The 23,308-nt window shown below is 57.5% G+C and carries 19 protein-coding genes and 2 pseudogenes; 16 read left to right on the top strand and 5 right to left on the bottom strand.

The genetic code is table 11. The features are described from left to right. The 3 genes from ACILRN_RS05310 to ACILRN_RS05300 all read right to left on the bottom strand — a co-directional run. The coding region (locus ACILRN_RS05310; protein ID WP_395686243.1) for a mannose-1-phosphate guanylyltransferase/mannose-6-phosphate isomerase at positions 1–1,165 on the bottom strand (1,165 nt) is incomplete at its 3' end. A 77-nt stretch (positions 1,166–1,242) separates the two neighbouring features. Next, positions 1,243–3,546, bottom strand: a complete 2,304-nt coding sequence (locus ACILRN_RS05305; protein ID WP_395686241.1) for a tetratricopeptide repeat protein — start codon at positions 3,544–3,546, stop codon at positions 1,243–1,245. A gap of 940 nt (positions 3,547–4,486) precedes the next feature. Then, a complete protein-coding gene (locus ACILRN_RS05300; RefSeq protein ID WP_395686239.1) occupies positions 4,487–5,110 on the bottom strand; it encodes a TetR family transcriptional regulator C-terminal domain-containing protein in 624 nt (207 codons plus the stop codon). A gap of 84 nt (positions 5,111–5,194) precedes the next feature. Between ACILRN_RS05300 and ACILRN_RS05295 the strand changes: the two genes are divergently transcribed. The 9 genes and pseudogenes from ACILRN_RS05295 to ACILRN_RS05255 form a co-directional block, all read left to right on the top strand. Continuing rightward, positions 5,195–5,971: an ABC transporter ATP-binding protein gene (locus ACILRN_RS05295; protein WP_395686238.1), complete on the top strand. Its 777-nt coding sequence runs from the start codon at positions 5,195–5,197 to the stop codon at positions 5,969–5,971. Further along, positions 5,972–6,874 (top strand): ABC transporter permease, encoded by a 903-nt coding sequence (locus ACILRN_RS05290; RefSeq protein WP_395686236.1) that lies wholly within the window; start codon positions 5,972–5,974, stop codon positions 6,872–6,874. A gap of 20 nt (positions 6,875–6,894) precedes the next feature. Beyond that, positions 6,895–7,641 (top strand): annotated as a pseudogene (locus tag ACILRN_RS05285) (ABC transporter permease); the annotation flags it as partial. A gap of 35 nt (positions 7,642–7,676) precedes the next feature. Continuing rightward, the gene (locus ACILRN_RS05280; RefSeq protein WP_395686235.1) at positions 7,677–8,669 is read left to right on the top strand and encodes an ABC transporter substrate-binding protein; all 993 of its coding nucleotides are present in this window, start codon (positions 7,677–7,679) and stop codon (positions 8,667–8,669) included. A gap of 66 nt (positions 8,670–8,735) precedes the next feature. Further along, complete coding sequence (gene hydA, locus ACILRN_RS05275) at positions 8,736–10,190, top strand: dihydropyrimidinase (RefSeq protein WP_395686233.1); 1,455 nt, start codon at positions 8,736–8,738, stop codon at positions 10,188–10,190. A 16-nt stretch (positions 10,191–10,206) separates the two neighbouring features. Next, a complete protein-coding gene (locus ACILRN_RS05270; RefSeq protein ID WP_395686231.1) occupies positions 10,207–10,413 on the top strand; it encodes a DUF3329 domain-containing protein in 207 nt (68 codons plus the stop codon). 91 nt (positions 10,414–10,504) lie between these two features. Next, positions 10,505–11,695, top strand: coding sequence for a M20 family metallo-hydrolase (locus ACILRN_RS05265; RefSeq protein WP_395686245.1), 1,191 nt, complete (start codon positions 10,505–10,507; stop codon positions 11,693–11,695). Next, entirely contained in the window at positions 11,692–13,185 is a 1,494-nt protein-coding gene (locus ACILRN_RS05260) for a M20/M25/M40 family metallo-hydrolase (RefSeq protein WP_395686230.1), read from the top strand. Before ACILRN_RS05265 ends, ACILRN_RS05260 begins: the two co-directional genes overlap by 4 nt. A 28-nt stretch (positions 13,186–13,213) precedes the next feature. Beyond that, positions 13,214–13,558: pseudogene (locus ACILRN_RS05255) on the top strand (RidA family protein); the annotation flags it as partial. 89 nt (positions 13,559–13,647) lie between these two features. On the opposite strand, the gene ACILRN_RS05250 reads toward ACILRN_RS05255, so the two are convergent. After that, the gene (locus ACILRN_RS05250; RefSeq protein WP_395686228.1) at positions 13,648–14,994 is read right to left on the bottom strand and encodes an NAD(P)/FAD-dependent oxidoreductase; all 1,347 of its coding nucleotides are present in this window, start codon (positions 14,992–14,994) and stop codon (positions 13,648–13,650) included. A 45-nt stretch (positions 14,995–15,039) separates the two neighbouring features. On the opposite strand from ACILRN_RS05250, the gene ACILRN_RS05245 reads away from it, so the two are divergent. The 4 genes from ACILRN_RS05245 (at position 15,040) to aguB (ending at position 20,010) form a co-directional block, all read left to right on the top strand. Beyond that, entirely contained in the window at positions 15,040–16,287 is a 1,248-nt protein-coding gene (locus ACILRN_RS05245; protein WP_395686226.1) for a D-amino acid dehydrogenase, read from the top strand. A gap of 67 nt (positions 16,288–16,354) precedes the next feature. After that, positions 16,355–16,762 carry a septal ring lytic transglycosylase RlpA family protein gene (locus tag ACILRN_RS05240; protein ID WP_395686225.1) on the top strand — a complete coding sequence of 136 codons (408 nt, stop codon included), beginning with the start codon at positions 16,355–16,357 and terminating at the stop codon, positions 16,760–16,762. Between the two features lie 258 nt (positions 16,763–17,020). Further along, on the top strand, positions 17,021–19,123 hold the full coding sequence (locus tag ACILRN_RS05235; protein WP_395686223.1) for an FAD-dependent oxidoreductase: 2,103 nt from the start codon (positions 17,021–17,023) through the stop codon (positions 19,121–19,123). A gap of 5 nt (positions 19,124–19,128) precedes the next feature. Then, a complete protein-coding gene (gene aguB, locus ACILRN_RS05230) occupies positions 19,129–20,010 on the top strand; it encodes an N-carbamoylputrescine amidase (RefSeq protein ID WP_395686222.1) in 882 nt (293 codons plus the stop codon). On the opposite strand, the gene ACILRN_RS05225 is transcribed toward aguB, so the two are convergent. Next, on the bottom strand, positions 20,007–20,690 hold the full coding sequence (locus tag ACILRN_RS05225) for a GntR family transcriptional regulator (RefSeq protein WP_395686220.1): 684 nt from the start codon (positions 20,688–20,690) through the stop codon (positions 20,007–20,009). The genes aguB and ACILRN_RS05225 overlap by 4 nt on opposite strands. Before the next feature lie 84 nt (positions 20,691–20,774). Here ACILRN_RS05225 and ACILRN_RS05220 point away from each other — a divergent pair, with 84 nt between their 5' ends. The 3 genes from ACILRN_RS05220 to ACILRN_RS05210 all read left to right on the top strand — a co-directional run. After that, on the top strand, positions 20,775–21,824 hold the full coding sequence (locus tag ACILRN_RS05220; RefSeq protein ID WP_395686218.1) for a sugar phosphate isomerase/epimerase family protein: 1,050 nt from the start codon (positions 20,775–20,777) through the stop codon (positions 21,822–21,824). A 2-nt stretch (positions 21,825–21,826) separates the two neighbouring features. After that, positions 21,827–22,969: a Gfo/Idh/MocA family protein gene (locus ACILRN_RS05215; protein WP_395686216.1), complete on the top strand. Its 1,143-nt coding sequence runs from the start codon at positions 21,827–21,829 to the stop codon at positions 22,967–22,969. A 135-nt stretch (positions 22,970–23,104) separates the two neighbouring features. Then, on the top strand, positions 23,105–23,308 hold a 204-nt coding region (locus ACILRN_RS05210; RefSeq protein WP_395686214.1), incomplete at its 3' end, for an ATP-binding cassette domain-containing protein.

The raw sequence follows: 23,308 nt of genomic DNA, 5'->3' as shown, positions 1-23,308 counted from the left end.
GATCGACAATGATTCGCTTGACATGGTAGCGCGGCCCTTTGGCCAGGCTCTCGAACTGGCCCCAGGGGCGGCGATCATGGGTAAAGCTTGTCGCTTGCCGCGCGCCCCGTTCTGCCAGTATCTTGGCTACCTCCTTCACACGCTGGGAGGCTGAGCTGTGCGCAACGAGTACTGCATCAGGCATTGCCACGGCTACAATGTCTCTAAGGCCGATCCCTACGAGCTGGATCGAATCTGCCTCGGAACGCAGCAAGCTCCGCTCACAGTCAATCGCAAGTACACCTTCTGAGACAACATTTTTGCTGTCATCAGCGAGGCCTTCCTGCCAGACAGCCATCCACGAGCCCATGTCAGACCAATGGCCGTTATAGGGCATGGCAACAAGATTATGCGCTTTCTCCATGATCGCGTAGTCGATCGAGACTGACGGAAGACGTGACCAAGGCTCTGGAGCAAGCCGGAGAAAGTCGGGATCTTTCTGGGCAGTTCGCACGGCCTCTCGGACGGGTAAAACCATGCCCGGAGCATGGGCTTCAAACGCCGTTACGATGGCTCTCGCCGAAAACAGGAAGATACCGGCGTTCCAAAGATGACCGCCTGCTGCGAGCATGGTGGCTGCAGTCTTGGCATCCGGTTTTTCAACAAATCGCTCAATACTCTGGGGGGCAGCCACCCTGATGTCACTTCCAGCCGTGAGCTTGAGATAGCCATAGCCTGTTTCCGGATGGGTTGGCGTAATTCCAAAAGTGATGATCTTGCCAGCTCTGGCGGCAGCAAGTGCGGTATGAACTGCGCTTTGAAACAACTCACCATCAGGAATTACATGGTCTGACGGAGCAACCAGCATCATGGCATCTTCGCTCTGATCGAGAAGCCAGAGTGCGGCAGCCAATATGGCGGGTGCTGTGTTGCGAGGCTCCGGTTCTACCATGATTGCCTGAGGCACAACCCCTGCCTCGTTCAGCTGTGTGGCCGAAATGAAGCGCAAGCCTTCCGCGCATACCACAAGGGGCGCAGCAAAAGCCGAACCTGACAGGCGGCGGGTGGTTGCCTTGAACGGACTGTCTTTGCTCAGAAGAGGAACAAACTGCTTGGGAAGCACCTCGCGGGATAATGGCCACAGTCGGGTACCACTGCCGCCACACAAGATAACCGGGGTGATCATTTGAGGGCGTTTGCAAAAATCGACTTGGAAACTGTGATCGTTAATTCAGAAGTCATTGTCTTATTTTCTGCCTCTACTCAATTTGTATCGATATTGATCTTTATCCAATTTGCAGCTTCAGAAATTGCACTAGACCAGCTCCAGTCGTAACTCTGGCTCAAGATTCTTAAGCTTGGATACCAGATACTGTTTGGTTGCTCGTGCCAATACCAAATACGACCTTTCCCTGTTGGCACTAGAACTGCGGACTTCTTGCCGATCGCGCCTGCCAGGTGAGCGGTGAGATTGCTGGTGGTCACTACAACATCGCAAATATCTATCAATGATAGCAGTCCATCAATATCATTGAAAACATCAAGATCTCTTGCTTGATAAATCTTAGTTCCGCTAAGCTCGGCCACATCTGCAATCTCGGCTGACACTTCACCATATTGAAGATTTACAAATGTTATTCCCGGTATTCTGAGTACTGGCTCCAAGTCGCGTAGAGCAATACTTTTATCGTCTCCAAATTTCCTATTTATACTTCGCCAAGCCAAACCGCAAACCGGTTTATCCTGCAAGAACTCGTTTTTTTCTCTGTGTTCTCGTGCTCGTTCGCTAGATACAGTAAGGAATGGATAGCGCCTTCGCTTGATCTTTTCCTCTGATACATTCAGAAGATAACCCAAATCGGCTATCGCAGCCTGTGCATCATAGCCACTCTCGATCGGCTGGTCTTGAATAGATCGATCAATCAAGTGTAGGTGCGGAAATGATCGCGTGTAGATTTCATGAAGCCTCCTGTCTGCCGATAGAGTGACATCTATCCCGCTGCTTATCATTGAAATCATGGATGAGTAGAACACTTCATCAACTATTCCTTGCTCAGCCCAGATGAGTAGATTCTTTGCTGATGCACTACCGTCCCATGACTGAATTCTTGTATTCAAAGGTTTGCTGTTGATTTCCTTGGTATCCCATCGCCATCTGTAGAGGTGGAAGCCTTCTTGAAAGTCTCTCTCTTTAAGCTTTAGAATTGCCTTGTTGTAGTAACCTTCAGCGTAATCGGGGTTGATGCTGATGGCTTTGTCATAGCTCTCCAGGGCCTCATCTGGACGCTGCAATAACATAAGTGCATTGCCACGATTACTATAGGCTTCGGCATAGTCAGGTTTGAGGCTGATTGCTCTATCGTAGTTCTCGAGAGCTTCGGTGAGGCGCTTCAGCTCCGATAATGCATTGGCGCGATTACCATATGCCTCCGCATAGTTTGGTTTCAGGCTGATTGCTCTATCGTAGCTCTCTAAGGCCTCCTCAAGTCGTTTCATCTCTTTGAGAGCTACTCCACGATTGCTAAAGGCCTCAGCGTAGCGTGGATTTAAGGTGATCGCCTTATCGTAGTTTTCCAGGGCCTCGTTGAGCCTTTTCAGTTCTCTTAGTATCACGCCACGATTACTGTAGGCTTCGGCGTAGTCTGGCCTTAAATTGATTGCCCTTTCGCAGCTTTCCAATGCCTCTTCAAGCCGTTTCAGCTCTTTAAGCGCCATACCGCGATTGCTGTAAGCTTCGGCATAATCAGGTCTCAGACCAATCGCTTTGTTGCAACTCTCCAATGCCTCTTCAAGTCGTTTCAGTTCTTTAAGCGCTACGCCGCGATTGCTGAAAGCTTCAGCATAGTCAGGTCGTATGCTAATTGCATTGTCGTAGCTTTTGAGGGCGTCATCCATTCTTCCTATCGCCAGATAGGCATTGGCAAGATTATAGCTGTTGGCTGCAATCTGTGGTCTTAACCGAACTGCACTATCGAGAGCCTCAACTGCTTCATTGGCCCGTCCAAGTTCGAGCAATAGATTGCCCTTATTGCTCAAGACCTCTGGGTGACGAGGGCTAATTGCAGCTGCTTTCTCTAAAGCGTCTAGAGCCTCTGGGAGTCGATCCAGTTTCTTTAGCGCCATGCCGAGACCTGTATAGGCATCGCAAGATTTAGGAGAAATCTTTATCGCGCTTGCAAAATCTGATATTGCCTGTTCTGCATGTCCTAGCTTGATGCGAATGATGCCACGATTGACAAGAGCGTCAGGGTAATCAGGTTTTAGCCGGATAGCCTTTTCAAAGCTTTCTAATGCGTCTTTATGGAGACCTTTTGCTTTATATATGTTTCCGATGTTATTATGCGCAGGAGCGGAATTCGGATTCAATTTGATTGCCTTCGACATCAGTTCTGCACTTCTATCGAGCTTGCCCTGCTGCAAAAACGTCAAACCCAATAAATGAATAACATCAAAGTTATCTGTATAAATATCCAATAACGTTGTATAAATCCTCTGAGCGTCAGCAACTCGGCCCTCCCTATGGGCAACCAGCGCGTTCTGAAACTCTTTTTGATGCGCAACTAGCACTTTGGATCCTTTTGCATTTTTGGTGCCATACTCATTTAGAATTCAGTTTGTGCACCTAGGCGGTGTGCTCCGACCTTGCGAGACTAAAAGTTTCGCGCCTTCGATTTCATCATACCAAGGTTGGGAATTCTCGTGAGCCGACATCAATGACGGCCGACTTCCAGACACTTGGATCTGACTCAGACCTCCGTGGTGCTATGCGTGATGGCTAACTTACCGCTTGTTGAAATTGGTAAAGCCTAACATGATTCATGGGATCGTTTCTAGTTCTGATAACTCAGTAAAACGCCCGGGCGATCTGGATTTGGGAGGCCATGGTGAGTGCATGCCGATCTTCTCGGGGAGAAAAAATCAATCGTCGGGTCTTGCGAGGATTCAGTAGAGAGTCGAGATGCATATTGAAGGGTAGTCCCCTGCGACTGCATCCAGCATGCTTAAGCGAAAGAGTTTGAGTGGCCTCAGATACAATAAAGCCTCAGATATAACAACGTAGATCAACGAAGCCACTGGGAAGGGTGTAAGATGCCAAGGGGATTTTCTAGAGTCTGCAATTAGAGGTTTGACTGCTTGCAGACGACTTGGCTGCAGCATAGTTACACTGCGATCTGACCAGAGGAGAGGCAGAACTCCCGCTAAGACTGATTCATTTAATCGGTTATGCGTCACGATCCACGCAAGATCGCTCGTGCAACGTCAGGCTGTTTGTCAAATTTTGCCGCAAGCTTTCGGATATGCGGAATTGTTGCCTAAATCCTGTTTGGTCGCTCCTGCCCCCCCCTCCCCCTTGTAAAGCGTCGATATGAATAGGTCTCGTTGGGCCTTTGCTTCCATTGTTCGGGACAGAGCTGGTGTGATGCGATCGCTCGTGGATGCGAACAGAACGTTTGGCTTCAGGCAGGAGATGGGGTCATTCAAACTTCGCTTCGATGTTCGTTAGTCTTCAGCGCGGACGCAGTCCATCGACAAGCAGCGAGATGACCGCTTTCTCTGCTTTTTCCATCAGGTCGGCGGGGTTGCCGGTGAGTGCCCGCAACTGCGCATCGAAATCGGCATAGTGCTGTGTGGTGGCCCAGATCGCGAAGATGAGGTGGTAGGGGTCAATTGCCCTGAGTTGACCTTCCGTGATCCAGCGCTGGATGAGCGTGGCCTTCTCGTCCACCAGTTGCTTCAGAGGCCCCTTGAGATACGGCGCGATGGCAGTGGCGCCGTGCAGAATTTCGTTGGCAAAAAGACGGGATGCCTCTGGATTGTCCTGTGAAAGGCGGATCTTGGCCCGGATGTACCGCGTGATTTCGTCGAGCGGGTTTCCGCCGGGATCCAGGCTGCGCAAGGGTTCCAGCCAGTCATGCAGCGTATGCTCCAGCACCGCAACGTAGATGTCTTCCTTGCGCCGGAAATAGTAGAGCAAGTTTGGTTTGGACAAGCCGCACTTGGCAGCAATCTGGTCCACCGTGGCGCCGCGAAAACCAAAGGCGGAGAAAACTTCCAGCGCTGCCGCAAGGATCAGTTCCTTGTTCTGGGCCTGAATGCGGGTTTTTTTCGTTGCAGTCCGTGACTGATCCATTCGACCATTTTCTTAATTCTTGATCAAGTGGTCAAGTGCGGTTAGCGTTTGCAAAGAGGCGGTCAAAGCGAGGGAGGATCACAGTTGGCGGCGCCCGTCATTTCGGTACGAGATCTCAGCCTGGTGTTCCAGACGGCCGACCAGCCTGTCCAAGCGCTTTCAAGGGTAAACCTCGATATCCAGGACGGGGAGTTTGTCTCGTTCATCGGACCTTCCGGTTGCGGCAAGACAACCTTGTTGCGGGTTATTGCCGATCTTGAACGCGCCACCTCCGGGGACATCAGCGTCAACGGCATGGACCCTCGGGCGGCGAGGTTGAAACGCGCCTATGGCTATGTATTTCAAGCGCCTGCTCTTTTTCCATGGCGTACGGTCGAACGCAACGTCGGCCTGCCGCTTGAAGTCATGGGACTTGAAGATGCGGCTGAACGAGTTACTCGAAACATCGAGCTCGTCAATCTGAAAGGTTTCGAGAAGAAATATCCTTGGCAGCTTTCGGGAGGGATGCAGCAGCGCGTTTCGATTGCGCGAGCTCTGGCATTTGATCCAAAGCTCCTTCTGATGGACGAGCCTTTTGGCGCGCTTGACGAAATTGTGCGCGACAAACTCAACCAACAACTGCTTGAGTTGTGGCGAAGAACGGGAAAGACCGTTGTCTTTGTCACGCATTCCATTCCTGAGGCAGTGTTCCTGTCGAACAAGATCGTTGTGATGAGTCCGAGGCCTGGACGCATTATAGACGTCATCACCACCAATTTCCCGCCTGACCGCACTCTGGATATTCGTGAGACCCCTGAGTTTCTCCGTTTTGCACACCGGGTACGCGAAGGCCTGAAGGCTGGTCATTCCTATGAGGATTGAGTGAGCACGACTGTTACCAGCGAAGAACGGCAGATCTTGCAGGCGGATGGGAGCGCGCTGCCCGTAACTGTGGTATGCTTGGTCATCATCGTGATCTGGTATGTGGCTGCCATCCCCATGAACTGGGTGGTGACAGGGACCAAGATCGAACTTGCTGGCGGCGGCCTGTATAACACGCTGCTGTTTTCTTGGAACGAGACACGCCCGGTAATACCTGCGCCTCACCAGATTGCATTGGAACTCTGGAAAAGCATCGCGACCGTCAAGCCCTGGATGCCAAAGTCCCTTGTTTTCCATGGCTGGGTGACCCTGTCATCGACTCTTCTGGGCTTTGTTCTTGGCTCTGTTCTCGGTATTGCCCTGGCAATCGCGATTGTGCATGTCAGATTTCTGGCAAAGAGCCTGATGCCCTGGATCATAGCCTCGCAAACGATCCCCATTCTCGCAATCGCACCGATGGTGATCGTGGTCCTAGGGTCATTGGGCTTCACGGGCTTACTCCCAAAATCCCTGATCTCGATGTATCTCTGCTTTTTTCCGGTCACGATCGGCATGGTCAAGGGCTTGTCGTCTCCGGAGAGCATGCAACTTGACCTGATGCGGACATACCATGCCAGCTCAGCGCAGGTGCTGTGGAAGCTCCGCTTTCCGGCGGCAGTTCCTTTTCTATTCACGTCTCTGAAGGTCGCGGTGGCAATTGCGCTCACGGGGGCTATCGTCGGCGAACTGCCGACAGGTGCCATTTCGGGTATAGGCGCCCGCCTGCTTCAGGGGTCTTATTATGGTCAAACCGTACAGATCTGGGCCGCACTGTTTGTGGGGTCGTTCATCGCGGCGGGTCTGGTATGGCTGGTTGGTGTGGCTGAACGCCTGACGCTCCGGCGCATGGGAGGGCCAGCATGATGGCCGTGCGGCTGACAGACATCCTTTATCCTACCTTGTTTGGCTTCGCTGTACTCTTCTTCTGGGAAGCGGTCGTTATCGGCTTTGGCGTTCCTGCCGTACTGCTGCCGCCACCGTCTGCGATCATAGCGAAGTTTGCGACTTCGCTTCCCATCCTGTGGATGGATTTTGTGCAGACGGTGTTGCGTGCAGTGATCCCGGGCTGGATAATTGGATCCTTGGCCGGATTTCTGACCGCCATTCTGTGTGACCGCATATCCTTCCTGCGGCGTGGACTCCTGCCGCTTGGCAATCTCGTCGCCGCACTGCCAATTGTTGGCGTGGCGCCGATCCTCGTCATGTGGTTTGGCTTCGACTGGCCGTCGAAGGCGGCAATGGTCGTGGTGATGACGTTTTTCCCGATGCTCATCAACGCCGTGGCGGGGCTCCAGGCCGCAGGGCATCTGGAGCGCGATCTGATGCGGAGCTATGGGTCGTCCTGGTGGGAAACTCTGGTCAAGCTCAGGCTCCCTTCTGCCATGCCCTTTGTCTTCAACGCGCTCAAGATCAACTCGACCCTTGCCATGATCGGCGCCATCGTTGCCGAATTCTTCGGCACACCCATCGTCGGAATGGGCTTTCGTATTTCGACGGAAGTTGGCAGACTGGGGCTTGACATGGTTTGGGCCGAAATCGCGGTGGCAGCCATCACGGGGTCGGTTTTTTATGGTCTTCTGGTGTTCCTTGAGCGCCGGGTGACCTTCTGGCATCCGTCCTACCGTGCGTAGGCGGTAACGATGACAACCAAAAGGAGATTGAAAACATGAAAAGATACTTGATGGCGGCAGCGGCTGCCGCCGTGCTGCTGGCAAGCGGCACTGCGGCCATGGCGGAAGCCGTGAAGCTGCAGCTCAAATGGGTGACCCAGGCGCAGTTCGCCGGTTACTACGTTGCGCAGGCCAAGGGCTTCTACAAGGACGCCGGCCTCGACGTGACCATCCTGCCCGGCGGCCCGGACATCAACCCGCAGCAGGTGCTGGCTGGCGGCGGTGCGGACGTGGTGGTTGACTGGATGCCCTCTGCTCTCGCTACGCGCGAAAAAGGTTCGCCTGTCGTCAATATCGCACAGCCCTTCAAGCGCTCTGGCATGATGCTGACTTGCCGGAAGGATACCGGCATCACCAAGCCGGAGGATTTCAAGGGCAAGACGCTGGGCGTGTGGTTCTTCGGCAATGAGTATCCCTTCCTGTCGTGGATGAGCCAGCTCGGCATTCCGACGACCGGCGGGGCGGACGGCGTCACCGTGATCAAGCAGGGCTTCAACGTCGACCCGCTGATCCAGAAGCAGGCCGACTGCATCTCGACCATGACCTACAATGAATACTGGCAGGTGATCGACGCCGGAATCCCGGCGGACCAGCTGGTCACCTTCAAGTATGAGGACATGGGCGTGGCGACACTCGAGGACGGCCTCTATGTGCTCGAGGACAAGCTGAAGGATCCGGCCTTCGTCGACACCATGGCGAAGTTCGTCAAGGCCTCGATGAAGGGCTGGGACTATGCCCGCGCCAATGGCGATGAAGCCGCCCAGATCGTCATCGACAATGACGCCTCCGGCGCCCAGACCATCGAGCACCAGAAGCGCATGATGGGCGAAGTCAACAAGCTCACCGAAGGCTCGGACGGCACGCTTGATACAGCCGCCGCCGACCGCACCGTCGAAACCCTCATGAAGGGCGGCTCCGACCCGGTCATCACCAAGAAGCCGGAAGGCGCCTGGACCTCCGCGGTGACCGACAAGGCCAAGAGCATGTAAGCAGCAGGGGCCTTCTCCCACAACCGGGAGAGGGCCCTTTTCTTTCGTCACGTGGGAGAACCAGCCATGACCACCCTCATTCGCGGCGGCACCGCCGTCAATCACGATCACTCGCAGCGCGCCGACGTGCTGATCGACGGCGGCAAGATCATCGCCGTGGGACCGAAGCTGGAAGCCCCCGCGGGCGCGGAGGTGATCGACGCCGGCGGCTGCTACGTCATGCCGGGCGGCATCGACCCGCATACCCATATGGAACTGATGTTCATGGGAACCGTGTCGGCCGATGATTTCGAATGGGGCACCAAGGCGGCGCTGTCCGGCGGCACCACCATGATCGTCGATTTCTGCATTCCGGCGCCGGGCGAGTCCATGCTCAAGGCCTATCAGGCCTGGCGGCACAAGGCCGAGAAGGCCTGCGCGGATTACTCCTTCCACATGGCGGTGACGCAATGGTCGCCGATGATCCATGACGAGATGGAAACCGTGGTCAAGACCTACGGCATCAACACCTTCAAGCATTTCATGGCCTACAAGGGCGCCTTGATGGTGAATGACGACGAGCTTTACAATTCCTTCCGCCGCTGCGCCCAGCTGGGCGCCATCCCGCTGGTTCATGCCGAGAACGGCGATGTGGTGGCCCGCATGCAGCAGGACCTGCTGGCGCGCGGCGTGACCGGCCCCGAGGGCCACAGCTATTCGAGGCCGCCTGAGGTTGAAGGCGAGGCGGCGAACCGCGCCATCATGATCGCCGACATGGCGGGCTGCCCGCTCTACATCGTGCATGTGTCCTGCGAGCAGACGCATGAGGCGATCAGGCGCGCCAAGCAGGCGGGCCAGCGGGTTTATGGCGAGCCGCTCGTGCAATATCTGGTGCTGGACGATTCCGAATACCAGAACAAGGATTGGGACTATGCCGCAGGCCGGGTGATGAGCCCGCCCTTCCGCAACAAGAAGCACCAGGATTCGCTGTGGGCGGGCCTGCAGTCCGGCACGCTCTCCGTGGTGGCGACCGACCATTGCTCCTTCACGGTCAAGCAGAAGCGCTTCGGCCTTAAAGACTTCACCAAGATCCCCAACGGCACCGGCGGCCTTGAAGACCGCATGCCGGTGTTGTGGAATGCCGGCGTCAACACCGGGCGCCTGACCAAGGAGGAATTCGTCGCGGCGACCTCCACCAACATCGCGCGCATCCTCAACATGTATCCGCGGAAGGGCGCGGTCATGGCGGGCTCGGATGCGGACCTGGTGATCTGGGATCCCAAGGCCACCAAGACCATCACCGCCAAGAAGCAGGTCTCGCGCATCGAATACAACGTGTTCGAGGGCTACACCTGCACGGGCGTGCCGCGCGCCGTGTTCTCGCGCGGGCGCATTGCCTGGATCGAGGGCGACATGCGGGCCAAGCCCGGCGACGGCGAATTCGTGCGGCGCGACCCCAATCCCCCCGTGAGCATTGCCAACGCCATCTGGAAGGGCCTGACGCAGCCGAAGCCCGTGGCGCGGGCAGATATCGTACCCTGAACCCGGCTGGCACCAGATGTTCAAGAACGAGAATCAGCATCCTTTCTACAAGCCGCTATGGCGGCGCGTAGCCATCGTAGCGGTTGTCGTAGCATGGCTCGGTTTTGAGCTGTGGCAGGGGAGCGACGGAATCTGGGTAGCAATAGCAGCAGCCATGCTGGTTTATGCGGTCTACACCTTCTTCATCTCATGGCCCAGGGATGACCAAAAGCCCGATAAATGATTGACTGGCTCGGCTGCCAGTTTTCCAGGAGTGAATCGTGAATTCGAAAACCAACCTTGCGATCAATCCGCAACGCCTGTGGGATACGCTGATGGAAACATCCAGGTTCGGCGGCACTCCGAAGGGAGGTATCAAGCGCCTTACCCTTTCTGACGAGGACAAGCGGGTACGCGACTGGTTCAAGGAGCAGTGTGCGAAGCTCGGCTGCACGGTCCAGGTGGATGAAGTGGGCAACATGTTCGCGACCCGCCCTGGCAAGCGAAAGGATTTGATGCCCATTGCAATGGGCTCGCATCTCGACACCCAGCCCACCGGCGGAAAATTTGATGGTGTGCTCGGCGTCCTCGGCGGACTGGAGGCCATGCGCACCCTGGTCGACATGGGCTATGAGACGAACGCGCCGATCATGCTGGTGAACTGGACGAACGAGGAGGGGTCACGCTTTGCGCCGGCCATGCTCTGCTCGGGTGTCTACGCCGGTGTGTTCACGACGGATTTTGCTTATTCCCGCGAAGATCGGCTTGGTATCACGCTCGGCGATGAATTGCAGCGGATTGGTTACAAGGGTGATATCAAGGCAGGCGAGGTCAAGTTTCAGGCCATGTTCGAACTCCACATCGAACAAGGTCCAATTCTGGAGGCAGAGAACAAGACAATTGGCGTTGTTACCGGCGTACAGGGCATGCGTTGGTATGAGGTAACTGTTACAGGTCAGGAGTCCCACACAGGTGCGACACCCATGGGACTTCGCAAGAACGCCCTTCTGGCTGCGGCGCGCATGATTGATGCGATCCATGAGGTGGGCATGTGCAATCTGCCCGGTGTTGCCTCTGTCGGGTTGATCGAAAACCGCCCGAACAGCCGGAATGTCGTTCCAGGCGAGGTTTTCTTCACGGTTGATCTGCGTCATCCAGATGAAGCGGTACTCGACAAGATGGAATCTCAATATCGTGCGGCGCTGCCCAGGATTGCCTCCGATCTGAGCGTCCGCTTCGAGGAGAAGCGCATCTGGATCTCTCCGGCCGTGAAATTTGCGCCTGAACTCATTTCTTGTGTGAGGGTGGGCGCTGAACAGGCAGGATATCCGGCCCGTGACATGGCATCCGGCGCCGGTCATGATGCGGCATATATCGCTCGTGTGGCGCCGACCACCATGATCTTCGTGCCATGTCTTGGTGGCATCTCGCACAACGAATCGGAATCAACGACCCTCGAGGAGTGCGGCGCCGGTACCCAGGTTCTCCTCAATGCGGTGCTGGCGCATGACCGGTCACTGGCGTGAACAATGATATTGAGGCCCGGACGCGGGAGATTGCGCTCACGCTTACGGCCTGGCCTTCAGTAACCGGTTCCGCAGGCGAAACAGAGTTTGCGCCTCGGCTCGTCAGTTATCTCTCGGCATTTGACCATGCCTCAACGATGCCCATTCCCGGCGACCGGCGCTCGAATGTGGTTGCGCTGAGGCGCGGCCGTGGCAGTCATGCAGTGGTGCTGACCGGTCATTTCGATGTGGTGCCGACGTCCGACTATGGCGCTCTGGAGCCACTTGCATTCGATCCGGAGCGCCTGCTCCCGGCCATGATCGAGCAACTCCGGCGCAGCGGCGAGAATCCTCTGGCGCTGGCTGATCTCGAAAGTGGCGACTTTTTACCAGGTCGCGGATTGCTTGACATGAAGGCTGGCCTCGCTGCCGGCATTTCCGCAATCGAGGCCTACAGCGGTGATGCCAATCTTCTATTCATGGCCGTTGCCGACGAGGAGGAGCGCTCAGCCGGTGCACGCGCCGCAGCGCCTCTTCTGTCCAGGCTTGCCCAGGAGTTGGGACTTGATATCCGGCTCATGATCAATCTGGATGCGATATCGGATCAGGCTGACGGAACCCAGGGGCGCGTGGTGGCGCTCGGATCTGTCGGAAAACAACTGCTTACTGCGTTTGTTGCTGGCCGCGAGGCTCATGCGTGTTATCCGCAGGATGGTGCCAATGCCGCATATCTGGCCGCCGAACTGCTCGCTGAATTCGAGCTTGCACCAGACCTTGCCGAGATGAGCGGCACAGAGCTTGCTGCTCCGCCAACTGCCCTTCACGTCAAGGATCTCAAGACCGGATACAACGTGACCACGCCCGCGCACTGCTGGCTCTATTGGAATACCCTTCAGCATAGGCGATCGGCAGATGATGTCCTGGACATTGCCCGGATGCTGGCACGGCGGGCCATGGTGCGCGCTGGCCACAGGCTGAACCGCGACATTCCCGTCATGACCTTCTCCGAGCTTGCTGCCCGCCTGCCAGAGGCTGAACGGCTGCGTATCAGCCGTGATGTCGCTCTGCACAGCAGGCATGACCTGCCCGAGCAGTCTAAACTGATGACGGCAGAAGTCTGGAGGTCTGTTGGCCTCCCCGGTCCCGCTGTGGTTCTGGGCTTTGGATCCATTCCCTATCCCGCCGTGACCCTCTCTGATGCAGTTCTCCGAGATGTTGTCGTCACGGCTGCGCAAGCAAAGGGAATTGGCTCCGTGCAGTATTTTCCCGGCATTTCTGACATGAGTTTCTTTGGCGAGACCACTGGCAATCTCAATGCGGCGGCTGCCAATTCGCCGGTCTGGGGAGAGGGCTTCATCATGCCGGAACCGGCCGGCTACCCATGCATCAACCTTGGTCCATGGGGGCGTGACTATCACCATTGGCTGGAGCGGTTGCATGTGCCCTATGCCTTCGAGTCACTTCCACTGGCGCTTCTCGGGGTCATTGAAGCGGTGAGCAAAGCCCGCTAAGAACACGTTTTCTTCTGGGAGGCTTTACATGACACTCAAGCGAATCGAACCCGGCAAACGCATGAGCGCTGCCGTCATCCATGGTGACAAGGTCTATCTTGCGGGTTTTGTGGCAGAGGCTGCGGCCGGCAAGTCGGTGACCGAGCAGACCAAGGATATTCTTGGTCAGATCGACGCCACGCTCAAGCGGGCTGGTACGTCCAAGACAAATATCATCAAGGCCAATATCTGGCTTACGGACATCAAGACCTTCGCCCAGATGAACTCTGCCTGGGATGCGTGGGTCGTTGCCGGCCAGACCCCGGCCCGCGCAACAGTTGAGTCCAAGCTTGCTGCTCCTGGTCTCGACGTTGAGATCATGGTGGAAGCGGCAATTCCGAAGAAGGCCGCTCGGAAAGCCACCAAGAAGGCTTCCAAGAAGACTGCCCGCAAGTCAGCCAAGAAGGCTCGTCGCAAGTAACGTCATTGCCGGTCCTGCCAGCCGTACCAGAGATAGGCGCCCTTCAGGTAAAGAGGGCGAAAGGCTGGCAGGGGGAAGCGGGCTAGCCGTCTGGTGAGCACGGGTGGCAAGGTCTCTTCGGATGTGCGACCAAGCAGCAGATGGGCAAGGGCCCGCCCGCACCAGGAACCCATCGCCACGCCGTTGCCATGATAGGCGATGGCCGTCCAGACGGTCTTGCCCTCATTGAGTGCCCCCAGATATGGCACCCGGTCATAGGCAAGGCAGACCAGGCCTCGCCAATAATGGGTGACGTCGACATGCCGCCATGCCGGAAAGAGCTCATGGAATGCTTTCGTCAGCACGGGCCGGTAGGCCGTGTCGCCCGCTGCCGAGCCATCCGTCCCGCCGCGCCCGCCAAACAGGAAGCGGCCATTTGGCAGCAATCGGAAGTAATGCAGTAGATTGCGGGAATCGAACGCCATCAAGCCTGATATCCATCCCTGTGCAGCTCTTTCGGCATCCGAGAGCTGGCGAGTGACGATGATGCTCGAGAGCGCCGGCAAAAGCCGGCCCCGGTGAAGTGGTGAAATGTGCTCCGGCGTATAGCCATTGGTGGCAACGATCACATGGCGCGCGGCAAGACGACCGTCTCGGGTGTGAAGCAAGTGGGCGGACGGCGTTTCTTCCCACCGGAGCAGTGCCGACTGGGCATGGAGCCTTGCGCCAGCACCAGAAGCGGCACGGGCAAGGCCGCGAACATAGTTGAGAGGGTGCAGCCCGAAGCCGACTTGTGCCTTCAGACCGGCAAAGAAGGCAGGTCCTTTTAGCCCCAACGCCTGAAGGTCATCCTTGGAGAGGAATGTTGTATCTTCGCCAAAGGTTGACTTCAGAAATTCCTGTTCTTCGCGGAGCCCGCTGATCCGGCTGGGGTGATGGGCAAGTGTCACTTCACCACTGCCCGAAACCCAGGCGTCAATTGTGAACCGGCGCAGGTTGTCGGCAACCAGTTCGACTGAATCGCGCATTGCCTGGTAATAGGACTGCGTCGCCTCCAAGCCATAGCGCTTGATCATCACGCCATAAGGCAGCTTGTGTGAGCCGATGCAGGCAAAGCCACCATTTCGCCCGGACGCACCCCAACCCAGTGGTCCGGCTTCGAGCACGCGCACGTTTATTCCCTGTTCTGCCAGGGTGAGCGCGGCAGAAAGCCCAGTAATGCCTGCACCAACCACCGCCACATCACAGTGCTCCGACGTTGTAAGCGGGGCCGCCTGAATGGCCAGGGGATCAGCGGATGCTTCCCAGTAACTGTCGATGGGTTGCGAAAAGTCGGCCGTTGCCGGATGAGTGATAGAAAACATTGTCATGGTTTGTTAGCATCCATTCACGGCAAGATCAAAATGGGGTGGAAGATGAAGGCGCTCGTCCTTGGAGCTGGCATAGTAGGTATTACCACAGCCTACGAACTCTATCGTGATGGTCATGAGGTAACCGTGATCGATCGTGAGGCGGAGCCTGCTGCGTTCACCAGCTTTTCAAATGCTGGATTGTTTGCACCTGCCCATGCCTATGCGTGGTCTTCGCCCGCTGCCCCCGGTATTCTGCTGCGTTCGCTGTGGCGGGGAAACCAGGCGCTTCGCTTCAAATTCTCCACTGATCCCCGTTTCTGGAAATGGATGTGGCGGTTTTGGGGGGAATGTACTGATGAGCGTGCTGCTCTCAACACCACGCGCAAGGTGAGGCTCTGCAATTATTCCCTGTCGGTTTTCCACGAAACCGTGAGACAGACTGGCATTGAATTCGATGGCCGGACAGGTGGCCTGCTCTATCTTTATCGCTCGCCGAAGGCTCTGGCCGCCGCGTCGGCCAAGTCCAGGATTCTTGCAGATCATGGTTGTCGCATCGAAACACTCGACCCCCAGAGCGTTGCCGCCAGAGATCCGGCGCTCGCCACTGTCAGGGAGAAGCTGGCGGGTGCTCTTTATGCACCGGATGATGAAAGTGGCGACTGCCGGATGTTTGCGCTCGGCATGGCGGACTGGCTGAAGGCACGTGGCGTTGTGTTCAAGTACAAGACCACTGTCACCGGCTTTGATGTTTCAGGGGATCGGATAGCTGCGGTCTTGACCGACAAGGGTCGGGAAGAGGTTGATGTGGCTGTGCTGTGCCTTGGGGTGTATTCCCCTCATCTGGCCGCTCAGATCGGGCATGACCTGCCAATCTATCCGGTCAAGGGTTATGCCATGACGGCGCCGATCGCCGGGCGCAACAATCCGCCCAGCATCGGGGGTGTCGATGAAGAATCACTCGTGGCCTATGCGCCCTATGGCGACCGCGTGCGGGTTACGGCCACAGCAGAGTTCTCTGGCTACGGGCGAAGCCACCAACCCCGCGACTTCAGGACGATGATTGCCGCCATGCAGGAGTTGTTCCCGGATGGGGCAGACTGGAGCAAGGCGAGCTACTGGGCTGGGCTGCGGCCGATGACGCCGGAAGGAACGCCCATCCTTGGCCCATCGAGCAAGAAGAACCTCTGGTTCAATACCGGCCAGGGCCATATGGGTTGGACCATGAGCCACGGCGCGGCGCGGGTCACCGCTGATCTGATTGCCGGAAAACAGTCTGCGATTAGCCTTGATGGCATGCGTGCTGCAACCTAAGGTAAATCACATTCCTGCCGCAGTTGACCATCATCTGACCGGCCGGCATGAAGCATGAGGTTGGGTTTTGTATCTGAAAAAGGTCTGCGTCGCGACACTGGGCGTTTTGTTTGTCCTGGCTTCGTTTGGTACTGCGGACGCGGTTTTGGCTGCCCAGACTGGCAAGGCATCCTACTATCGAGACGGCAAGCGTACCGCGAGTGGAGAGCGCTTTGACCCTCGCGACTACACCGCCGCACACCCCAGCCTGCCATTTGGGACCCGCGTGCTGGTCACCAATCTGAGGAACGGTAAATCGGTGATCGTCCGTATCACTGACCGTGGCCCCCATGTCAGGGGTCGAATCATTGATCTGAGTTTCAATGCAGCCAAGCTGGTCGACATCACGACAGAAGGGGTCGCCACTGTGAAGATCGTACCTCTGCACAGGATTGCCGAACCACGGACTGGTACTGAGGTCTTCAGCCTCCACTAGAGCAAAAACGGACCTGATTGAAAGAACGCCGGACGCCCGTCGGGATTGAACCCGAGGGGCCGGGATCTGTCGCGCCGCGCCGGCGTCGGATGGCTCGACAGGCCACCAGCGCGTTCTTCGCCATCTTCCGCGCCATACCGCAAGATTTCTCCGGCGGCGCGATTCAATCAGGTCGGTTCTTGCTCAAATTTGCTTCACAAGACCGCTGTCCATGATCGGAGAATTGGGTATTGTGACTGCGCTCGAGGAGGGTCGCGTATGGATCACGGTATGGCACCGCAAGCTGACGGCAAGTTGCGGGATCCCCGCTATGACATACTCTTTCAACCCGTAAAGATCGGCCCGGTCACGTCCAAGAATCGATTCTATCAGGTGCCGCATTGCAATGGCGGCGGCTACCGGGATCCCTCCGCGGCGGCCGAGATGCGCCGGGTCAAATCGGAGGGTGGCTGGGGCGTGATATTCACCGAACAAGTCGAGATTCATCATTCTTCGGAAATCACGCCCTTCATCGAGTTGCGGATATGGGATGATGACGACCTGCCGGGCCTTGCCAAGATGTCGGACGCCATCCACTCTCACGGAGCGCTTGCAGGGATCGAACTGGCTTATAGCGGCGCAAACGGCCCAAATCTTTACACGCGCGAAGTTCCGCTCGCGCCTTCACATACCCCGATCCTGACCTTCACCAGTGATCCTGTCCAGGCGCGGGCCATGGACAAGCAGGATATCAGGAACCTCCGCCACTGGCACCGCCTGGCCTACCGAAGGGCAAAGCGCGCCGGCTTCGACATCATGTGCCTTTATGGCGCACATGGTTTTGGCATCATCCAGCACTTTCTCTCACCAAGAACCAACCAGCGAACGGATGAATATGGCGGTTCGCTCGAGAACCGCTCCCGGCTTCTGAAGGAGCTGATATCGGATGCTCGTGATGAGGTGGGGGATACATGTGCGATTGCCGTGCGGTTATCGCTTGATGAACTGGCAGGCGAAGCTGGATTCTCGAACGCGCAATTGCGTGACCTCGTAGCCATGCATGCAGATCTTCCAGATCTCTGGGATTTTGCCCATGGTACCTGGGAGGCGTGCTCCGGAACCTCCCGCTTCAAGCCAGAGGGTGCACAGGAAGATCTCATTCGCGGCATCAAGCAGCTCACGCCGCGCCCGGTGGTGGGAGTTGGTCGCTTCACATCAGCCGATACAATGGTGCGGCAGATCAGGCAGGGGCTGATGGACTTCATCGGGGCGGCCCGTCCGTCGATTGCCGATCCGTTCCTGCCTCGCAAGATCGATGAAGGTCGTATTGAAGATATCCGTGAGTGCATAGGCTGCAACATCTGCGTGACCGGCGATATGACCATGTCTTTGTCTCGCTGCACCCAGAATTCATCCTTCATGGAAGAGTGGCGCAAGGGCTGGCACCCGGAATTCATCCGGCCAAGGCAGTCGGAGTCCAAGGTGCTTGTTGTCGGCGCTGGTCCTGCAGGTCTTTCGGCTGCCCACAAGGCGGGTCTGCGCGGATACGAGGTTGCTCTGGCGGAGGCCGGTGATGAGCTGGGTGGGCGCGTATCGCGTGAAAGCAGGCTGCCCGGTCTGGCAGCCTGGGCCCGTGTACGTGACTATCGGAAGGGCCAGATTGCCAGAATGGCAAATGTGAATGTCTATAGGGGATCGGCGCTCACGAGTGATGATATCCTGGCCTTTGGCTTCGAACATGTGGCCATCGCGACCGGGGCGCGCTGGCGCCGTGACGGCGTTGCACGGTTCAATCTTCTGCCGGTGCCCGTCAGCAGTGACATTCCGGTCTTGACGCCCGATGACATCATGGCGGGAAATCATCCTGGCGGCAGGGTAATGATTTATGATGATGACCACTACTACATGGGCAGCGTCTTGGCTGAATTGCTGATCCAGAGGGGCTGCGACGTCATTTTCCTGACGCCCTCCACACGTGTAGCCGAGTGGAGCTTCAATACCCTGGAACAGGGAGCGATTCAGGCTCGTCTGATCGAAGCTGGGGTTGATGTGCGCATCACGCGTGGCCTGTCCGCCATCGAAAGGGACGGTATCGTTGCGCAGTGCGTGTATACCGGTCGGACAGAAAAAGTGACCTGCGACGCGGTGGTGATGGTCACCGCGCGGCTCCCGGAAGACAGTCTTTATCTGGACCTCTGTGCCAGACAGGCCGAGTGGGCTCCGCATGGCATTCGATCGGTGAAGGTGATTGGTGATGCCAATGCTCCTGCAGCCATCGCCTGGGCCACATATGCCGGTCACCGTTATGCCGAGGAGCTTGAAGCACCGCCACTTGGTGACGCTCTGCCCTTCCGCCGTGAAGTTGCCAACATAAGGGATTGAGCCCAATGGCCACGCTGAAGGCTGCCATAACTCAGATGGCTTCTGAAAACGACTGGACGCGGAACTGCGACAAGGCGGAAAGGCTTGTTCGTGCGGCAGTCAAGGAGGGGGCGCAGCTGGTGTTGCTGCAGGAACTGTTTGACGGCGACTATTTCTGCATCGAGCAACACGCACAGTTTCTGGCACGTGCAACTGAGATTGACCGCCACCCGACGGTCAAACGCTTCGCGGCGCTGGCGCGCGAGCTGGGGGTGGTGCTGCCGGTGAGCGTGTTCGAGCGGGCGGGCACGGTGCATTTCAACACCACGGTGATCGTCGATGCCGATGGCCGCCAGCTTGGCATCTACCGCAAGAGCCATATTCCGGACGGCCGCGGATATCAGGAGAAATTCTATTTCTCGCCAGGCGACACGGGCTTCAAGGTGTGGGACACCGCGGCGGGCCGCATCGGGCTCGGCATCTGCTGGGACCAGTGGTTTCCCGAAGCGGCGCGCGCCATGGCGCTGATGGGGGCGGAAATCCTGCTGTACCCGACCGCCATCGGCTCCGAGCCGCCGAACCCGGATTATGATTCCTCCACCCACTGGCAAAACGTGATGCGCGGCCATGCGGCGGCCAACATCATGCCGCTGCTGGCGTCGAACCGGGTGGGCCGCGAGACCGCCCCCGACGGCCGAAGTGATGTCTTCTATGGGCGATCCTTCATTGCCGATCATCAGGGTGAAAAACTTGCCGAGATGGACCGTATGGAAGAGGGCTTTCGAATTCAAAGCTTTGATCTTGCCGAGATCGGCCAGCTTCGCAGGTCTTGGGGTGTCTTCCGCGATCGACGGCCGGAGCTCTATGGCGCCTTGCTGACGCTGGATGGCCGGACGAGCAGTTGCTAAATCAATCCTGGCCCGTCAAGCACTGCCACGGTACTGCGGTAGGCAGCATCGAGGTGAGCCTTCATTGCCACCGCTGCCTTTTCTGGATCACCGCTGTTGAGTGCGCGAATGATCTCGCGGTGCTGCTCAAGCGTTGCCTCTGCCTGCCCGGCACGTGGGACCATCATGTGCCGGCATCTGTCAAGCTGTGCCTTTGAAATCTCGATTGTGCTCCAAAGCCGCGGAAGATCGCTGATTTCTGAAATTGCCCGGTGAAATTCATCATCACGGATGATTGCATCTGCAAACTGCCGCCGGTCAATGGCTCGGGCGTGCCGAGCCAGAATGTCGTGAAGTCGGTCAGCATGCTCCTGTCGCATGAGACGGGCTGCCTGGGCCGCGCTTTCCATCTCCAGCGCCCGGCGGATCAGAAACGACTCCTCGATGGCCTTCCGGTCAACCCGGGCCGCCCGTGTGCCTGACTGTGCAATGACCTCGACCAGATGCTCATCAGACAGCCGTTTCACAGCCTCGCGCACCGGCGTGCGTGAGACGCTGAGTTGCGCTGCGATTGCCTTTTCATCGATAACCTCGCCGGGACCGATGGCGCCAGAAAGGATGAGGCTTCGCACCATGGGATAGATCTGCTCACGAAGGGGTCGAGAGCGGTCAATGCGAAGGCTGGATAGGTCAAAGGTCATGCTGTCATACTAATATAACAGTTCTGGACAGCAAGCTTCACTTGTGCCTAACATTCCCAAAAATAAGGTGAGATGGGAGGTTTCATGCCGTCCAAGAACAATTTCCCGAAGCTTCACAATGCGATGTGGCCGGGGCTCGTGGGCAAGGGGCCGGATTCGGAGCCGCCGATCGATCTCGACACCATGATCGCGCTCACCGCCAAGGCGGAAGTCGATGGCGTGAAGTTCGACGGCATCGACATTTTTCATGCTGCGCCGCACACCAACATTGATTTCACCGATGACGAGGCAAAGCAGCTGGCCGACAAGGCGGCCCGCCACAAGCTGGCCATCGGCTCGATCGTGGCGCCGGTCTGGCCGCCGGTGGGTGGCGGCTCGGCCATGGGCTCGAGTGAAGATCGCAAGAAGTTTGTTGCCAATGTGCGCAAGTCCTGTGAACTCGGAAAGCGTCTTCGTGAACTTGGCGTCCGCAAGTACGGCGTTATTCGCATTGACTCTGCGGCAAGTCCGGCAGACTGGGCGAAAGATCCTGCCGCCAACACCAGGCTCATCGCCCAGACCTGGCGCGAGGCCTGTGATGTGGCCAAGGACTATGGCGAGCGGCTGGCCGCCGAGGGCGAAATCTGCTGGGGCGGCATGCACAGCTGGAAGGCGATGGTCGATACGCTGGAGCAGACTGACCGCCCCGGCATCATCGGCTTCCAGGCCGACATGGCGCACACGCTGCTCTACACCATGGGCTACAATGCGCCGGACGCCGCCCTGCTGCCCGACGGCTTCGACTGGAAGGACCAGGCGGCGCTGGACGCCGCGCTGGTCAAAATGACGGACATGCTCAGGCCGTGGACCATCGATTTCCACGTCGCCCAGAATGACGGCACCGTGAAGGGCATGGGCTATCACGACAAGACCGGCCGCCACTGCATGGTGACCGATCCCAACGGCCGGCTCGACATCACCAAGCATGCCGGGCTGTGGCTGCGCAACAAGGACGGCTCGCTCACCAAGGCCTTCAAGCACATCTGCTGGGACGGCTGCATGTTCCCCAACGAGGTGATGATGAAGCAGCAGACCTGGAACGATATTCTGGGGGCCATGATCAAGGTGCGCGACGCGCATGGATGGGTGGGCTGACCATGACCAAGAAGACGCTCAATGTCGGCATGGTGGGCTACGGCTTCATGGGCCGCACCCATTCCAACGCCTTCGCGCAGGCGCCGCATTTCTTCGCGCTTGATTACCGGCCGGTGCTGAAAACCATCTGCGCCCGCAACGCCGAGAAGGCGAAAGCCTTCGCCGAGCAATGGGGCTATGAGTCCAGTGTTACTGACTGGCGCCGCCTGATCGACGACAAATCGATCGAGCTCATCGACATTGCCAGCCCCAATGACACCCACATGGAGATCGCGCTTGCCGCAGCGGCGGCCGGCAAGATGGTGATGTGCGAGAAGCCGCTGGGCCGCTCGGCCGCCGAATCCCGCAAGATGGTGGAGGCGGTGGAGCGCGCCGGGGTGCCCAACATGGTGTGGTACAATTACCGCCGCGTGCCAGCGGTGACGCTGGCCAAGCAGCTGATCGATGAGGGGCGGTTGGGCAAGATCTTCCACTATCGTGCCAAGTTCCTCCAGGACTGGACGATCTCGAAGGACCTGCCGCAGGGCGGGCAGGGGCTTTGGCGCCTTGACGTCGGCGTTGCAGGTTCCGGCGTGACCGGCGATCTTCTTGCTCATTGCATAGATACGGCCATGTGGCTCAATGGCGGTATTTCAACCGTGACGGGAATGACCGAGACCTTCATCAAGGAACGTCATCACAATATCACCGGCAAGACTGAGAAAGTTGGCATTGACGATGCAAGCCTGTTCCTGGCGAGGTTTGACAACGGCTCGCTCGCCAGTTTCGAGGCAACCCGATATGCCCGTGGCCACAAGGCGCTGTACACCCTTGAAATCAATGGTGAACATGCGTCGATCTTCTGGGATTTGCACGACCTCCATCGGCTGCAGTATTTTGATCATCGTGATGAGGGCCGCACGCGCGGCTGGCGCTCTGTTCACATCACGGACGGTGACCATCCCTATATGGCGAAGTGGTGGGTACCCGGGCTCCAGATCGGATACGAACATACCTTCATTCATCAGGCAGCGGATTTCATCGAGGGGCTGACCTCAGGCAAAGCCGCAGCGCCGACGTTCCGGGATGCCTTGGCGACCGACCTGGTTACGGACGCTGTCTTGCGATCAGCCAGGACCGGGCAGTGGGAAAACGCCCGGGACTGAGCGGCGCGGCGTTTGGCCTGCTCAGCTGGATCGAGCAGCTGACTTGCAAATCACAGGAGACAGGATAGTCTGGTCTCCAGAAACAAGAGCCAGACATGGCCGAGGCGACGGGGAGGAATGATGGCAGGTGGTGGAATGCCGGCATTGCGGCTGAACGGGATTTCAAAATCCTATGGAAAGGTGCGCGCGCTGGCCAACCTGTCATTTGAGGTTGCCGAAGGTCGGTTTTTCGTGCTGTTTGGGCCCAGTTCCGTCGGCAAGACCACCGCGCTCCGCACGATCGCCGGTCTTGTGACAACCGATTCGGGCCAGCTGGAGATTCATGGACGGGACATGACC

This window comes from Aestuariivirga sp. (assembly GCF_044238155.1).
Taxonomy (GTDB): domain Bacteria; phylum Pseudomonadota; class Alphaproteobacteria; order Rhizobiales; family Aestuariivirgaceae; genus Aestuariivirga.
This window is presented reverse-complemented; position numbering and strand designations above follow the sequence as displayed.

Coding starts and splice junctions, on each gene's coding strand:
- ACILRN_RS05250 (WP_395686228.1), bottom strand. CDS start 14,994: ATGACAATGTTTTCTATCACTCATCCGGCAACGGCCGACTTTTCGCAA.
- ACILRN_RS05220 (WP_395686218.1), top strand. CDS start 20,775: ATGCCGTCCAAGAACAATTTCCCGAAGCTTCACAATGCGATGTGGCCG.
- aguB (WP_395686222.1), top strand. CDS start 19,129: ATGGCCACGCTGAAGGCTGCCATAACTCAGATGGCTTCTGAAAACGAC.
- ACILRN_RS05300 (WP_395686239.1), bottom strand. CDS start 5,110: ATGGATCAGTCACGGACTGCAACGAAAAAAACCCGCATTCAGGCCCAG.
- ACILRN_RS05245 (WP_395686226.1), top strand. CDS start 15,040: ATGAAGGCGCTCGTCCTTGGAGCTGGCATAGTAGGTATTACCACAGCC.
- ACILRN_RS05235 (WP_395686223.1), top strand. CDS start 17,021: ATGGATCACGGTATGGCACCGCAAGCTGACGGCAAGTTGCGGGATCCC.
- hydA (WP_395686233.1), top strand. CDS start 8,736: ATGACCACCCTCATTCGCGGCGGCACCGCCGTCAATCACGATCACTCG.
- ACILRN_RS05265 (WP_395686245.1), top strand. CDS start 10,505: ATGGAAACATCCAGGTTCGGCGGCACTCCGAAGGGAGGTATCAAGCGC.
- ACILRN_RS05270 (WP_395686231.1), top strand. CDS start 10,207: ATGTTCAAGAACGAGAATCAGCATCCTTTCTACAAGCCGCTATGGCGG.
- ACILRN_RS05215 (WP_395686216.1), top strand. CDS start 21,827: ATGACCAAGAAGACGCTCAATGTCGGCATGGTGGGCTACGGCTTCATG.
- ACILRN_RS05225 (WP_395686220.1), bottom strand. CDS start 20,690: ATGACCTTTGACCTATCCAGCCTTCGCATTGACCGCTCTCGACCCCTT.
- ACILRN_RS05280 (WP_395686235.1), top strand. CDS start 7,677: ATGAAAAGATACTTGATGGCGGCAGCGGCTGCCGCCGTGCTGCTGGCA.